Annotated in this window: 12 protein-coding genes; 10 read left to right on the top strand and 2 right to left on the bottom strand. The window is 39.0% G+C overall.

Features of this window, described 5'->3' with window-relative positions:
* Positions 1–2,020, top strand: a 2,020-nt coding sequence (locus V7077_RS02620) for an SH3 domain-containing protein (protein ID WP_335498286.1), incomplete at its 5' end; no start/stop codon positions are given.
* A 331-nt stretch (positions 2,021–2,351) separates the two neighbouring features.
* Here the strand turns inward: V7077_RS02620 and V7077_RS02615 are convergent.
* Positions 2,352–2,621: a hypothetical protein gene (locus V7077_RS02615; RefSeq protein WP_420489603.1), complete on the bottom strand. Its 270-nt coding sequence runs from the start codon at positions 2,619–2,621 to the stop codon at positions 2,352–2,354.
* A gap of 451 nt (positions 2,622–3,072) precedes the next feature.
* On the opposite strand from V7077_RS02615, the gene V7077_RS02610 reads away from it, so the two are divergent.
* From V7077_RS02610 to V7077_RS02575, 8 genes are all read left to right on the top strand, one after another.
* Positions 3,073–4,308 (top strand): ABC transporter substrate-binding protein, encoded by a 1,236-nt coding sequence (locus V7077_RS02610; protein ID WP_335498284.1) that lies wholly within the window; start codon positions 3,073–3,075, stop codon positions 4,306–4,308.
* An 88-nt stretch (positions 4,309–4,396) separates the two neighbouring features.
* Positions 4,397–5,320: a carbohydrate ABC transporter permease gene (locus V7077_RS02605; protein WP_335498283.1), complete on the top strand. Its 924-nt coding sequence runs from the start codon at positions 4,397–4,399 to the stop codon at positions 5,318–5,320.
* Positions 5,321–5,325: 5 nt separating this feature from the next.
* Positions 5,326–6,147, top strand: a complete 822-nt coding sequence (locus V7077_RS02600) for a carbohydrate ABC transporter permease (protein ID WP_335498282.1) — start codon at positions 5,326–5,328, stop codon at positions 6,145–6,147.
* A gap of 53 nt (positions 6,148–6,200) precedes the next feature.
* Positions 6,201–9,260 carry a glycoside hydrolase family 2 TIM barrel-domain containing protein gene (locus V7077_RS02595; RefSeq protein WP_335498281.1) on the top strand — a complete coding sequence of 1,020 codons (3,060 nt, stop codon included), beginning with the start codon at positions 6,201–6,203 and terminating at the stop codon, positions 9,258–9,260.
* Positions 9,261–9,307: 47 nt separating this feature from the next.
* The gene (locus V7077_RS02590) at positions 9,308–10,984 is read left to right on the top strand and encodes an amylo-alpha-1,6-glucosidase (RefSeq protein ID WP_335498280.1); all 1,677 of its coding nucleotides are present in this window, start codon (positions 9,308–9,310) and stop codon (positions 10,982–10,984) included.
* A complete protein-coding gene (locus V7077_RS02585; RefSeq protein ID WP_335498279.1) occupies positions 10,985–11,866 on the top strand; it encodes a DMT family transporter in 882 nt (293 codons plus the stop codon). It abuts the gene before it with no gap.
* Between the two features lie 66 nt (positions 11,867–11,932).
* A complete protein-coding gene (locus V7077_RS02580) occupies positions 11,933–12,931 on the top strand; it encodes a LacI family DNA-binding transcriptional regulator (protein WP_335498278.1) in 999 nt (332 codons plus the stop codon).
* Between the two features lie 176 nt (positions 12,932–13,107).
* Positions 13,108–13,431 carry a thioredoxin family protein gene (locus V7077_RS02575; RefSeq protein WP_335498277.1) on the top strand — a complete coding sequence of 108 codons (324 nt, stop codon included), beginning with the start codon at positions 13,108–13,110 and terminating at the stop codon, positions 13,429–13,431.
* 37 nt (positions 13,432–13,468) lie between these two features.
* On the opposite strand, the gene V7077_RS02570 is transcribed toward V7077_RS02575, so the two are convergent.
* Positions 13,469–13,756 carry a hypothetical protein gene (locus V7077_RS02570; protein ID WP_335498276.1) on the bottom strand — a complete coding sequence of 96 codons (288 nt, stop codon included), beginning with the start codon at positions 13,754–13,756 and terminating at the stop codon, positions 13,469–13,471.
* A gap of 356 nt (positions 13,757–14,112) precedes the next feature.
* Here V7077_RS02570 and V7077_RS02565 point away from each other — a divergent pair, with 356 nt between their 5' ends.
* The gene (locus tag V7077_RS02565) at positions 14,113–14,448 is read left to right on the top strand and encodes a hydrolase (RefSeq protein ID WP_335498275.1); all 336 of its coding nucleotides are present in this window, start codon (positions 14,113–14,115) and stop codon (positions 14,446–14,448) included.
* Positions 14,449–14,747 lie beyond the last annotated feature (299 nt).

The raw sequence follows: 14,747 nt of genomic DNA, 5'->3' as shown, positions 1-14,747 counted from the left end.
CTCCAGCGGCACATTGAATATGCGAAATGGAGCTTCTACCAGTGCATCTATAATCGTTAAACTTGCTAAAGGGATTGCCGTTCAAGTTCATTCGGAAGCGGGAGGATGGGCTAAAATAACGGTCTATGGAAAAACAGGGTATGTCAACTCTAGTTTTCTATCAACAACAGACCCAAAAGCTACTGTCAATAATTCTACCCCAGCCCAAAATCAGCCCGTAACTAAATATGTAAATATTAGCTCTGGCTCCAGCTTAAATGTTCGGAAAAGTGCTTCCACCAGTTCTGCCATTCTGACAAAACTTACACACGGAACAGAAGTAATGGTATATTCCGTGTCAAACGGATGGTCAGAAATACGAGTTAATGGACAGAAGGGTTATGTAAGCTCTCAGTTTTTAACAGCATCTAAACCAACAACTGGTACGACACCAGCAGCGGAGCAAACTGTAAAAAAATATGTAAATGTCAGTGTAGGCTCTTCCTTGAATATGCGCAAAAGCGCCTCGTCTGATGCATCTATTTTGCTTAAATTATCCAGAGGAGTAGAAGTAACTGTTTATTCTATATCAAACGGTTGGGCTAAAATCAAAGCATACGAACAAACTGGATATGTTAATGCTCAATTTTTGTCTGACACAAAGCCTACACCTGGAACAGACTCCACGACAGGGTCTGAAAGCAATTCTGATTCAACAGCCAATACAAACCCTGATACTAGTTCTGATCCAGCAGCTGGTACAACACCTGGAAATAGTTCTGATTCAGCAGCCGGGACAAACCCTGATACTAGTTCTGATTCAGCAGCTGGTACAACCCCTGATAGCAGTACTGATTCAGCAACCGGCGCAAACCCTGATAACAGTACAGATGAGGACATGGTTGTTAAGTATGTAAATGTGATTTATGGCTCCAGCTTAAATATGCGCGCATCCGCTTCAACAAGTGCAGCCATTATTACAAAGCTGGCACGGGGGACCGTTGTCACTATCCTATCCGAAGAAAATGGCTGGTCGAAAGTTACAGCCAATGGTCAAACTGGATACGTCAGCACTCGATACTTATCAGAAACAGCACCATTTAATCCGAATACCACTGCTAGTTCAACTGAAGTTACTTATGAAAACTATAATACTAGCTTAGCAGACATGGTAAAAACAGAGATGGCTGCTAATCCGCAAACGGATAAGAAGTATAACACCTACATTAGGGAAGATGCCTTAAAGGTGACTAGTTCTACAGCTGCCATCGTCAATGGAGGAAGTTGGAATGTAAGAGGGGGGGCTGGTACCAATTATTGGGTCATTGGCCAGGTAACGAACCAGCAGAGTGTTCAACTCTTAAATAAAGTAAAGGGAACCGATGGCTATAATTGGTACCAAATTGCTTATGATAAAACGTGGGTTAACGCAAGCCCGGATGATGTGAGCTATTATTTGAATCCCCAAAATTTCCAAAGTAATACGATCGACTCGCTTCAATTTCTAAAACTATCCGTAACCGCGAGTCTTAATGCAGATGAAGTAAACGCAAGAATTTTAGCCGGAAAAGGCATCCTGGTAGGGTTAGCTTCCACTTTCATTTCAGCAGGTACTAAATATGGTATCAATGAAATGTATCTTATTTCTCATGCCCTATTAGAAACGAATAATGGAACATCCCAGCTTGCAAAAGGTGTCCAATTGAATGGGAAAACGGTTTATAATATGTTCGGAATTGGTGCTTATGACAGTTCAGCTGTTAGCAGTGGTGCTCAATACGCTTATAATGCTGGTTGGTTCACTCCTGAAGCAGCTATTATGGGCGGGGCCCAATTTATTGCCAACGGCTATATTAGTTCAGGACAAGATACGCTTTATAAGATGAGATGGAATCCGAAAGCGATAGCGACAACGGGGACTGCCAGCCATCAGTATGCTACTGATATTGGCTGGGCAGCGAAACAAGTTTCGCAAATCTACAATTTATATAGTTTAGTAGACTCTTATAAACTTGTGTTAGAGATCCCAAAATACAATTAAATGAGGAATAAATAATTAGATTTAATCCTCAGTGATAGGAAAGGGGCGGCCCATATAGGGCTGCCCCTATTACTACTTTAAGTAATCCTTCACAAAGTGGAGAAGAATCTGTAGGTTTAATCGTGTTCAATTGGGATTCTTGGTTCCATCCATAGTCCAAATAAAACTTTGATTCATTCGCATTTTTTAATCCAATAGAACGTTTTACAGCTTTTCTATGAATCAAAAACTTGTTCATAGAGGATCCAAGAAACATATTCGGTTTATTTTACTATCAAGAATAGGTAATCTAATTTACTCATTCACTCCCTGCGACAGACGCTTACAGGAGTTAAAACTCCCCATCAAACGGGGTAAATTGAATATTTAACCTGTTTTCCACTGTACGGAGCCTTCGATTTACTCGGAGTAAACGGCGATAAAGTTGGTCAAATTCACTTTCTAGCAGATTAACTCTGCGTTCAAGCCGCTGCCATTGCGGTTGCTGAAATAATTGCGATATTTGCGAAAGTTGTCTGTCAGGACCATACGGATCCTGCTGTACATATGGATAATACTCAAACTGAGTTTGTGGAACTTGATAATGTCCGTACGGATACATGGGGCTTCTCTCCTCTTGGTTTAATTCCCTATAAATTATGTAGGCATTTTCCATAAGAAACGGCGAATACCCATAAACTTGTAATTTAACAAAGCCCTGTAACCACGAAAAAGAAAGCATAAATAAACCTCCTCCAAAAAGGTTCGATCACTCCTAGTAAAAAGCATATATTTCCTTCATAACTTGCAGGTATTTTCAAATAGAAAACTCCTCGTTTATCTGTTCTTTGTCTGCGTTTTTACTAAAAACACCAATTATTAAAATCATCTTTACTTACTCCTCATGCATTGATTATCTAATTACATAACTCTGTAAAACTTGTAATCCCCTTAAACAATCACATTCTAATAAAATTGTCGTAAAAATATTTTTAGTAAAATTAATATAATAGCGTTTACATTTACTAAAACACATAATATAATCAAGAGGTCAAAATAAAAGGAGGATCACTATGAAGCTAGTAAAATCAATTTTATCTTTATTCATTGCAACATTTTTTCTTTTAGCAGGTTGCAGCTCATCGTCTGATGCTGGCAGCAGCGAGAAAACAGCAGATGGCAAAACTAAAATTCGATTTGCGACATGGGATGTTGGGGACGATGTAAAATTACAGCAAGGTTTGATTGATAAGTTTAATAAAGCTCATAAAAATATAGAAGTTGTTTTAGAAGCTTACGGAAGTGATTATGATACAAAAATCACAGCTGGTATGGGAGCGAAGGATGCTCCGGACGTAATGTATATGTGGAACTACCCACAATATAAGGATGCTTTGGAACCTCTAGATTCCTATATTGAAAAAGAGGGTGCAGAGTACAAAGATAATTTCTATAACACTCTTTGGAACTACAATTCAGCTGATGGAAAAGTCCTTGGACTGCCAGTTGGGTACACTACTCACGTCGTTTACTATAACAAAGCCCTTTTTGATCAAGCTGGAGTTGAATATCCAAAAGCGGGTTGGACTTGGGATGATCTACAAGAAACAGCTCATAAGCTGACAAACAAAGAGACGAAAGTAACTGGATTTGCTTTCTCCGGCAAGCCAGATCCCTATGATTTTGAAATGTACCTATGGGGTAACAACGCTTCCTACGTTGATAAGGATGGCAACCTAAAAGGAAACCTGGATTCAAAGAAATCAGTGGAAGTTTTTAAAATGTTCCAGAATATGGCGAAAAAAGGCATCGCCATTACCACTGAAGGTTCAGGAGATACAGAAATGAAATCTGGTAAAGTAGCCATGTTTGTTTATGGTGCATGGGGATTAAAGCCATTAAAAGAAGCGGGCATTGATTACGGTGTAGTTGAATTACCGAAGTTTAAAAATGGAAAAAGTGTAAGTATTTTAAGCTCTTCAGGTATTTCTGTTTCGAAGGATTCCAAGCATAAAAAAGAAGCATTTGAGTTCATTAAATTCTGGACTAGTGAAGAAGCGAATAAAGCAAGAATCGATTTTGAGCTGCCAGTTCTAAAATCGGTAGTACAAAGTGAAAAGCTTGAGCAAGATGAAATTAGAAGTGTGTTCTACTCCATGTTGGAAAAGAGTGATGGCTACACTCCCTCTTCCTTCATCGTTGATGATTGGAGCCAAGTATCGGAAAATTTAAATCTTGCATTCGAAGAGATCTTTAACCCAAGCACATTCATGGATCCAAAAGAAGCATTAAGCAGTGTTACGGAGTAAAACGTAAGTACGTAATGAGGCAAAGCACATCACACGAGAAAATGGGGTGCTTTCCTCCATATTAATCTGAACTTTAAGGGGTCATCTTATGTTTAGTAAGTCGAAGAAAGCGAATAGCTATCAGCTGGTAAGTAGAAAAGTACCCTACTTATTTATTTTACCGTGGATCATAGGATTTTTGGTGTTTACCTTGGGACCATTGGCTTTTTCATTAGTCATGAGTTTCTTTGATTGGCCCATTACAAGTGCACCGACTTTTATTGGCATGGACAACTACAAAAATATGTTTACAAACGATCCGCAATTTTATAAGTCCTTAGGTATTACCTTTAAATTTGCCGCGATTTTCGTTCCGTTAAATTTGGTTATCGCCCTAATTCTTGCACTTCTCATTACTCAACCTGTAAAAGGAATGAAATTATTCCGTACTATTTTCTATCTGCCTGCCGTTGTTTCTGGTGTAGCCATTTCTATTATATGGGGATGGATCTTCAACTCTCAGTACGGAATATTAAACTATGCTTTATCGTTCATTGGGATAGAAGGGCCCAAATGGCTTATCGATCCAAAGTGGGCCATCCTTACCATTGTCATCGCAAGTGCCTGGGGTGTAGGGACGATGATGCTGATTTTCTATACGGATATTAAGGGAATTCCTGCAGAAATATATGAAGCTGCAGCTATTGATGGGGCGAACCCGATTCGCCAGTTCATTAGCATTACGATTCCAAGTATTACGCCAACGATTCTATTTAACGTGATTACTTCTGTCATTGCGGCATTGCAGCAATTAACATTGGTTCTGCTGCTAACAGGCGGCGGGCCGTTAAAATCAACCTATTTCTACGGTATATATGTATTTAATAACGCATTTAAGCACCATCATTTAGGCTATGCAAGTGCAAACGCCTGGTTTATGTTTGTCATTATTTTACTTTTAACCATGTTAATTTTTAAATCATCATCCGCATGGGTCTTTTATGAAAATGAAGTGAAAAAAGAAGGGAAGTAGTAGAAATGAAGATGTCAAGAAAGCACAAAACAATCGTATACATCCTTCTCGGGTTATTTTCACTTTATTTCTTAATGCCGTTTGTGTGGGTTATTCTATCTGCTTTAAAAACCCAGGCCGAGGTTTTTAGCTTTCCGCCCAAGATTTTTCCGGATGTTCCCCAGTGGGGCAACTTTAGGGATGCCTGGAACAGCCAGCCTTTTGGAAGGTATTTTATGAACTCGGTCATTGTTTCTGTAATGACAACGATCGGACAATTGATTTCTTGTTCCTTGGTTGCCTATGGGTTTGCACGATATGACTTTAAATATAAAAATATCCTTTTCATCCTATTGCTTTCAACCATGATGATTCCATGGGATGTAACGATGATTCCTTTATACATGGAATTTAACCTGTTCGGTTGGATTAATACGTTAAAGCCATTAGTGATCCCAGCGTTTTTTGGGTCTGCTTATTATATTTTTTTGCTAAGGCAGTTCCTGATGAATATCCCTAAGGATCTTGAAAATGCAGCGAGAATTGATGGAGCGAATGAATTTCAGATTTTCTATAAGATATTCTTTCCGATTATGAAGGCTCCGCTAATCTTAATTGCTGTATTAAATATTTTATTAGTATGGAACGACTACCTTGGTCCATTAATTTACCTTCAGGACCAATCAAAATATACGTTGGCACTGGGCCTTGCAGCGTTTAAGGGAATTCATAACCTGCAAATTTTACCGATTATGTCGATTACCTTAATCATGATTATTCCGCCTGTAGTAGTCTTCTTGTTTGCTCAGAAGTACATTGTGGAAGGAATTAGTGGTTCAATCAAGTAGTTTTCATAAAAAGTGCCCGGATTTCAACATAGATTCATTCGGAGGAAGATAATATGCTACGTGAAATGAAAAGATGGGAAAATATCTATTTGACTGGAATCAATAGACTTCCCGCACATACGAATTTTTATCGATATAAAACTAGTGAAATGGCAGCTGCCTTTCATAGAGAAAAAAGTATCGGATACCGATTACTCGATGGAGTTTGGAAGTTTCTATTTGTAGATGCACCGGAGCTATCCCCACAGGGCTTCGAGACAGAGGATTTTGCGATTGAGAGGTTGGATGATATGGTAGTTCCGTCCAGCTGGCAAATGAAGGGCTACGGCAATATGCATTATACCGATGTGCTGTACCCTTTTGCCATCAACCCGCCATTTGTACCGCAGGAAAACCCTACTGGAATCTATTTTAGAGAATTCTTGATCGACGAACTTTCCAGTGAAGAAGCACTTATTTTAAAATTTAATGGTGTGGATTCCGCATTTGATTTATATATTAATGGACAACATGTTGGTTTCAGTAAGGTTTCAAGATTGCCTTCTGAATTCGATATTAGCAAGTTTGTAAAAAAGGGAAACAATCGCCTAACAGTAAGAGTTTATCAATATTCCGACGGGACCTACTTAGAGGATCAGGATATGTGGTGGCTCTCAGGAATTTTTAGAAGCGTTGAGTTATATACCATCAATAAGGATACGCTGCAGGATGTTTTTGTTGAAACAGTGCCTGATGAAAACTACAAACATTTCACTTTGAAAATAGGAGGAGCGTTCTTTACCAATTGCGTCATGAATCTTAAAGCGACTCTTCGATCTAGAAATGAAAAAGTGGACGACTTTGTGATTGATGTAGTTGATGGCGTTTTCGACTTCAATAGAGTAATAGAAAGTCCGCTTTTATGGAGTGCAGAAGAGCCCAATCTTTATCTTCTTGAACTTGAATATGAATTGCCAACCGGTGAAAAAGAGTATGTACCACTTAGAATTGGCTTCCGTTCCATTGAAATCATTAATAACGAAATTCGCGTCAATGGAAAACGGATTTTCTTTCATGGTGTAAACCGGCATGATGCCAATCCAAAAACTGGTCGAACGGTAAGTTATGAGGATATGCTGAAGGATGTCAAACTGATGAAGCAGCACAATATCAATGCTGTTCGGACTGCTCACTACCCAAATAATGATGTCTTCTATGATTTGTGTGATGAGTATGGTTTATATGTGATTGATGAGGCTGATCTTGAATGCCACGGCTTTGAAAATACAGGCAATTACAATTGGATTTCCGATAATGAGCGATGGGAAAAACAGTATGTCGATCGCGCCGTCCGCATGGTGAAAAGGGACCGCAACCATCCAAGTGTTATCATGTGGTCACTTGGAAATGAATCAGGAGCAGGACGTAACTTCACGTCCATGTATAAGGCCATCAAGGCAATTGATTCAACCAGACTTGTGCATTACGAGGGGGACAGAGTGGCAGCCTACAGTGACGTATACTCAACGATGTATACTCGTTTAAAACCGCTTGAAGAAATCGGAAAAGATGCTGAAGGGAGGAAGCCTCACATTCTTTGTGAATATGGTCATGCAATGGGGAATGGCCCTGGCGGCTTAACCGAATATCAACAGGTCATGCGGAAGTATCCCCGATTACAGGGCGGTTTCATATGGGAATGGTGCGACCATGGGATTGAAACCACTGATGAAAATGGCGAAACCATCTATCTATACGGAGGAGACTATGGTGACTTCCCGACAAATGGAAATTTCTGTATCGACGGACTTGTGTTCCCGGATAAAACACCATCACCTGGACTCCTTGAGTATAAAAAGGTGATTGAGCCGATTGTAACCGAGGAAGTAAATTTACAACAAGGGAAGGTTCTTGTTAAGAACCTGTATGATTTTAGGAATCTAAGCGGCATCCTGCTTCAGGTTACGGTAAAATCCTTCGATACACTCATCGAAGAAAAAACAATCAAATTACCAAGTATCGCTGCGCAGGAAGAAATGGTGATTGTTTTACCTGTCGATTTAGATAAAGCAGCTCAGCACGACGATGTGCGGGTCTATCTAAGCTATCAGGAAGCTGAGCATACCCTCTATGCAGAAAAAGGCCATGAGATTACGAGGGAAAGCTTCTTACTTGCTTCTACTAAAGTTGAAAAAACAGTAAAAGCTGACATCTCTACCGGTTCGGATTTTACTATTGAGGTCGAAGCGGCTCGGCTTACAATTGAAAACAATAAGATCAAAGCTGTTTTTTCAAAGGTATTTGGAACACTCGAATCCTTTATAGTAGAGGGAGAAAAAATCATCCATAAAGGCCCTGAGGTAACCCTTTGGAGAGCGATTATCGATAACGATATGTATAAAAAGGATGAATGGATCAATAAGTACTTCCTGAAAAATACAAAAGAACAGCTTGGAACGTTTACTTACGAAGTGAGGGAAGACTATATAGATATTGAAATGACCAAGTATTTCTCAACCATCAACCAAGCGTGGGGATTCCACTTAACTTATAATTACCGTATCACGAAAAATGGCGCCCTTAACATGGACCTTAAGGGAAGAAAAATTCTCCGTGGGACGGAGATTCCGGAATTGCTTCCGCGTATCGGAGTTACCATGTATCTTAACCAGGATTATGACCATGTCACCTGGTATGGACGCGGGGATTCTGAATCGTACCAAGATACGAAGCGCAGTCAAATGGTGGGGTTATACAGTAAGACGGTCGAAGGAATGCATACGGATTATGTGTATCCTCAGGAAAATGGTTCACGCTGTGACACTTCTTTCTTAGCCTTAGCCAAGGATGAGGACCTTTACTTAATCAATTTTAAAGAAGAGTATGATTTCACGATCCATGATTATGAAACGAGTGCTCTTGAAGAAGCAAAACATCGCGGTAAAATCAAAAAGTCACCTTATAATGTATTGACAATTGATTACAAGCAAAGTGGTGTTGGAAGCAATAGCTGCGGCGAAGAACAGCTTGCTCCGTATCGAACTGGAGTCGAGGATTTCCACCTTCAATTTGAAATGAGAAAAATCATGAAGGGCAGCCTGGCAGAAGAAGGAAAATTTTTTACAGCACGTTAACATAAGCAGGGGAAACCCTGTTTATGGTGTAAAAGGAGAAAGAATCGATGAAACTTGATATTAGAGAAATTCCTTTTTCCAGATTTGGTTCGTATTTTTGTGTATCACAGGAAAAGGAGTCTAAGGAAATTTATATACGAGACGTACACGGCGGGGATGACGCACCATCTAAGCTGTTTAAACTTGATTTGTTACAGGATGGTGTTGAAAAAGAGTTCGACATATCCGCAACAGAAACGGCTTTGCGCTTTCATGTAGCAGGAAATGAAGAGAAGTATGCAGAAATCATTCTTCCAGAGGAGGATGAACTTCATATTCTAACAAGCGGTGTCGAGGTCCGTTTGCAGGCAACGAAAGTAAAGTACGATACATTATATGAATACGAGGAGGGGGTGTACGAATACCACCTCTATCCAAAGGAATTAAAGCTTATGATCAGTCGACTATCAGGCGAAATCTCGGTTGAGGCACCCTGGAATATAATAGGGAATGATTTTATCGACATTCGCATGAAAAATGGTCATTTTGTGTTTGAAAGCTATCGCACAGTCTATAAACAAAAGCCATATGTAAGTTTTGAAGCAGGGAAGGAAAAGGTCGAAAAGCTTTATCAGGAATGGACCGCAAATGTTACGAAGAAGAGCGAGGTTTACCAGAACTCGATTGATCGGGCTGCCTATATTACCTGGTCAAGCGTGGTCCATCCCCATGGCCTCTTAAACGATTATGCAATGTATATGTCAAAACTTTGGATGTATAATATTTGGTCATGGGATAACTGTTTTAATGCCTTGCATTTAGGTGCAAAATATCCGGAGCTTGCTTATTCGCAGTTAAAAATCTTTCTCAACACCCAGGATGAATCAGGGGCTTATCCTGATTTTGTAAATGATAAATTTGTATCCTATAACTGCATTAAACCGCCGATTTTTACGTATGTGTATGAAAAGCTGATGGATATGAATGACTATTTTAAGGATGAAAATCGCCTTCGGGAGATTTATGAATCTACTAAAAAAGTCATGCACTATTATGATCGATATAGAACCTATGAAGGCAGACTTCCTCATTACAAGCATGGAAATGACTCAGGGTGGGATAATGCGTCAATGTTTCATGAAGGAATGCCCGTCGAAGCACCAGATTTAGCGAGCTTTTTAATTAGATCGTATGATAGTTTATCTCGTTTTGCTGAGATGCTTGCGGAAGAGGCGGAAGCGAACCAATTTACTAAAAAGGCAGATTCCTTATTTGAATTACTGATGGAGCGGCTTTATGACGAAAATGGTTTCTTTGGACGTGTTGGAAAAAATGCGGAAAAGATCAACATTCGTTCCAGTTTGATTCTGCGATTGCCCGTTATCATTGGCTATCGTTTGGATAAAGAGGTCATGGACCAGCTTGTTGTAGATTTGATAGAAAACTTTGAAACTCCTTATGGTTTGGCAACAGAAATGCTGTCAAGTCCGTTTTATAAAAAAAATGGCTATTGGCTTGGGCCAATTTGGGCGCCTGTTACCTATCTTTTTGTTGATTCTTTAACAAATTTTGGCTACAGTGAAATTGGAAAGAGGATCAGAGATAAGTTTTTGAATCTTACCTTAGTAGGTGGGATGGCAGAGAATTTTGACCCTATTTCCGGCAATGGACTTGTAGATACCTCCTTTACGTGGACATCTAGTGTCTTTCTGGAACTTTTAGAGAAAAAATTAAGGGAGGACTAAATGCGTAAACATGTTGGCGAAATCACTCTGACGATTGTAGCAATTATTTGGGGAAGCGGATTTGTGGCAAGTGCGGTTTCACTAGAGCACTTTACACCGTACCAGATTTTAGCGATTCGGTTTTTGGTCGGTGTACTTTTGCTAAGTCTTGTATTTTTTAAGAAACTGAAAATGATTAAAAAGAGCACGATTATCAAAGGCTCCATTATTGGATTCTTTTTATACTTGGCATTTGCCCTGCAAACGGTCGGGCTTCAATATACAACACCTTCCAAAAATGCCTTTCTGACCGCGGTAAATGTGGTCATTGTTCCGTTTATTGCGTTTTTTATTTATAAGCGAAAAATGGATAAGTTTGAGTTTTTTGGCTCAATCTTGGCGATTACAGGGGTCGGCGTCATCTCTTTAAAGCTTACGGCTGAAGTAAACTTAGGGGACTTGCTTACATTGTTATGTGCGGTAGGATTTGCTTTCCATATTTTCTACACCGCACAGTTTGTCAAAGATGAGGATCCGATTCTTTTAACGATAATTCAGATGGCAACCGCAGCAATTTTAGGATTGATTGTCGTCTTATTAAAAGGAGAAACAAGCTTCTCGATGAATGTAGAAGGAGTTTCCAATGTGTTATACTTGGGAGTTTTCTCCACGACGATTGCGTTTTTACTGCAGACGTTTGCACAAAAATACACGACGGAAACAAATGCGGCCATCATTTTATCCACCGAAGCTTTATGGGGGATGGTATTCTCCATCATCCTATTAAGTGAGGTTATCACCATAAAAATGATCATGGGAGCCATCCTGATTCTTATTGCAATCATCATTTCTGAAACGAAGCTTCATTTTTTCAAAAAGAAAACCATTGAGGAAGTATTGTAGTCACCAGACATGAATTGGGGTTTGTGGCATGACACTATATAAATATGAGTTAAGTAGGTATGCGAAATGGCAACGATTAAAGATATAGCAGATTTAGCACAGGTTTCAATGGCGACAGTCTCCAGAGTGTTAAATTATGATGAAACATTGAATGTGGCACCGGAGACGAGAAAGCGGATTTTTGAGGCGGCAGAGGAATTAAATTACGTCGTATCCCCAAAAAAGAAGAAAACTAAAAAAAAGGAACTCATCGGTCTTTATTATTCCTATTCGCTTGAAGAGGAATTAATTGACACATATTATTTGTCCATTCGGGTGGCTTTGGAAAAGAAGCTAGAGCGTTTGGGGATGGAGCTCTATAACATTAGTAAAGACGACACAAAGAAAAACATTTCAAAAATAGATGGCATCATCTGCCTTGGTACGTTTAAGAAGGAAGAAATTGAGTTAATTAAGAGTTTTGAGAAGCTGTCCGTGTTTGTTGATGCAAATCCTGATGAAAACTATTTTGATTCTGTCGTCATTGATTTTAAGTCCGCTACGAAAAATGCACTGGATTATTTAATTGATTTAGGTCACCAAAACATTGGTTTCATTGGTGGGGTTGAAACCGATATGTACGGGAAGCGGTTCAAGGATTTGCGACAGGATGTGTTTGAGTCTTATTTAAAGGACAAAGGTATTTTGAAAGAGGAGTTCGTCAAAATTGGCGGCTATAATCCAAAGGATGGATACTTGATCTTAAAAGAAATGCTAAGCGGGAACGAAAGACCAACCGCCGTGTTTGTCGCAAATGATTCAATTGCGATCGGCTGTTATAAAGCAGCCTATGAATTAGGCATCAAAATTCCGGATGACCTCAGCATTGTCGGTTTTAACGATGTATCATCCGCGCAATACATGGTACCGCCGCTAACAACTGTCAAACTATACACCGAAATAATGGGGGAAACTGCCGTCGACCTCTTATTAGAACGAATCGCAACTAAACGCGAAATATGCAAAAAAGTAACCATCCACACAAGACTAATCATCCGAGGCAGCGCGGCAGAAGTAAAATCTTAGTGCCATTACACAAATAGAGCAGCTTAAAGGGCTTGCTCTATTTGTGTTTTAAAAAACGATACGTTCTTAAAGAAGCACGGTAATTGTTATTCTACTCAAACAAATAGATTGAAAAAAATGAATAACAACTTTACACTAATGTTATAGTAAAAACAATATGTGAGAGGAGGGATAAAATGGAGGCGATCACTAACGTTGAAACATTTGAAAAACTGATTTCGGATACTCAACCAGTTATCGTTAAGTTTTTTGCTGGTTGGTGCCCGGATTGTACGCGGATGAACATGTTCATTGATGAGGTGATTAAGGATTATCCTCAATATGGATGGTACGAAATCAATCGTGACGATTTTCCGGAGTTAGCTGAGAAATATACTGTTATGGGCATCCCGAGTTTACTTATTTTCCAAAATGGAGAAAAACTTGCTCACTTACATAGTGCGAATGCCAAATCACCAGAACAAGTTCGAGCGTTTTTAGACGAACAGAATCAAAAATAACATCGATACGACCAGATAATCTCTGGTCGTTCTTCTATTATTTTTCATTATTTTTTGCATCATTATAAAGAGCTACAATAATATCGATGTTATTATCAATAAAGTTCAGCCGTTCTCTTGAAACACGTGACCATTCACCACTTAGATGGCTTGCTGATAAGACATGTCTAATGCTAAAAGTATAGGTTTGATGTAATTCAGAAATCAGATAGCTAATACCTCCTTGGCGTTCTTTACTTACAATGCTTTCTACATCTTTCTTTAGCCAGTCTGGCGCTACCTCAACCGATTTCTTTAACAGCAATTCATACTCTTCATTCAACATTCCTTTTCCTCCTCTTTTAAGACTTTTCCTATTTCCACAGTGTTCCCTATTTAAATTTAATCCTTTCATTTCAAAATCACAATAAAAATGCCATTTTTCGACTTCAACTTTGGGTTTGGTAAAGTTACTAATCTTTTTCATGTGTCTTTTGATGTGTTAAAGAAACGTATGTGAACTTCTATTGCATGGATAGCCTTTTCTTATATTGCCTTTTTCAATTGCAAACAACCTTCGTGTTCGTAATACTCAGAGGATATGGTTTTAAACTCTTTAATGTTAGGGTATTACACAGATAAAGAGGATCCTGGCATTTTAAACGATGTCAGTCTCGGTTAGCATATAAAGGAGATGATTTTATGGATGAACAAAAGCACAGTTACTATATTAATATTCAATCTCACGAGATTTTTAATGAACCAATTGGAGGGGAATGGGATTTTAAAATAGAAGCAACGCCAAGTCAATTGGCTGTCTTAGAACGGCTGTTTGATAAAACTGATGAAACCGATTGGGAAAGTTATTTCCGCGCCCACGTTCCATTTCTTGAATATCATCATCAACCCGAAAATAAAGAATATGATCGACGGCTGTTCCTCATCTATTCCTTTCTTTATTATTTGGGAGATGAAAAAACACGCAAACATATTGGCGGTATGGGAATAATCAATGGAGATTTAGCAGAGCGAACCTAGCACTCCGAACATTTTTAAAAATAATGGTTGAAATTAGAAGTCTACAATAATTGTAAGTTGTTCAGGTGGAAAAACTAAATTTTAACTGTATTGTTTAGTCCAATTCGCGATAGAATTGGACTATTCATTTTTGTCGACCAGCTGGTTAAATTTCTCTTCTGTCCTGTCCGAAGTCAAGGTATCTTCGGACAACAGATGGCTAAATTTCTTCTGGCCTGTCCGAAGTCGAGGCATCTTCGGACAACAGATGGCTAAATTATTTCAGTCCTGTCCGAAGTCAAGGCATCTTCGGATAACAG

Origin of the sequence: Neobacillus vireti (assembly GCF_036962465.1) — a bacterium.
In the GTDB taxonomy this organism is placed as follows: Bacteria; Bacillota; Bacilli; order Bacillales; family Cytobacillaceae; genus Neobacillus; species Neobacillus vireti_B.
Note: the sequence above shows the minus strand (reverse complement) of the source record. Positions and strands in the feature narration are given on the sequence as shown.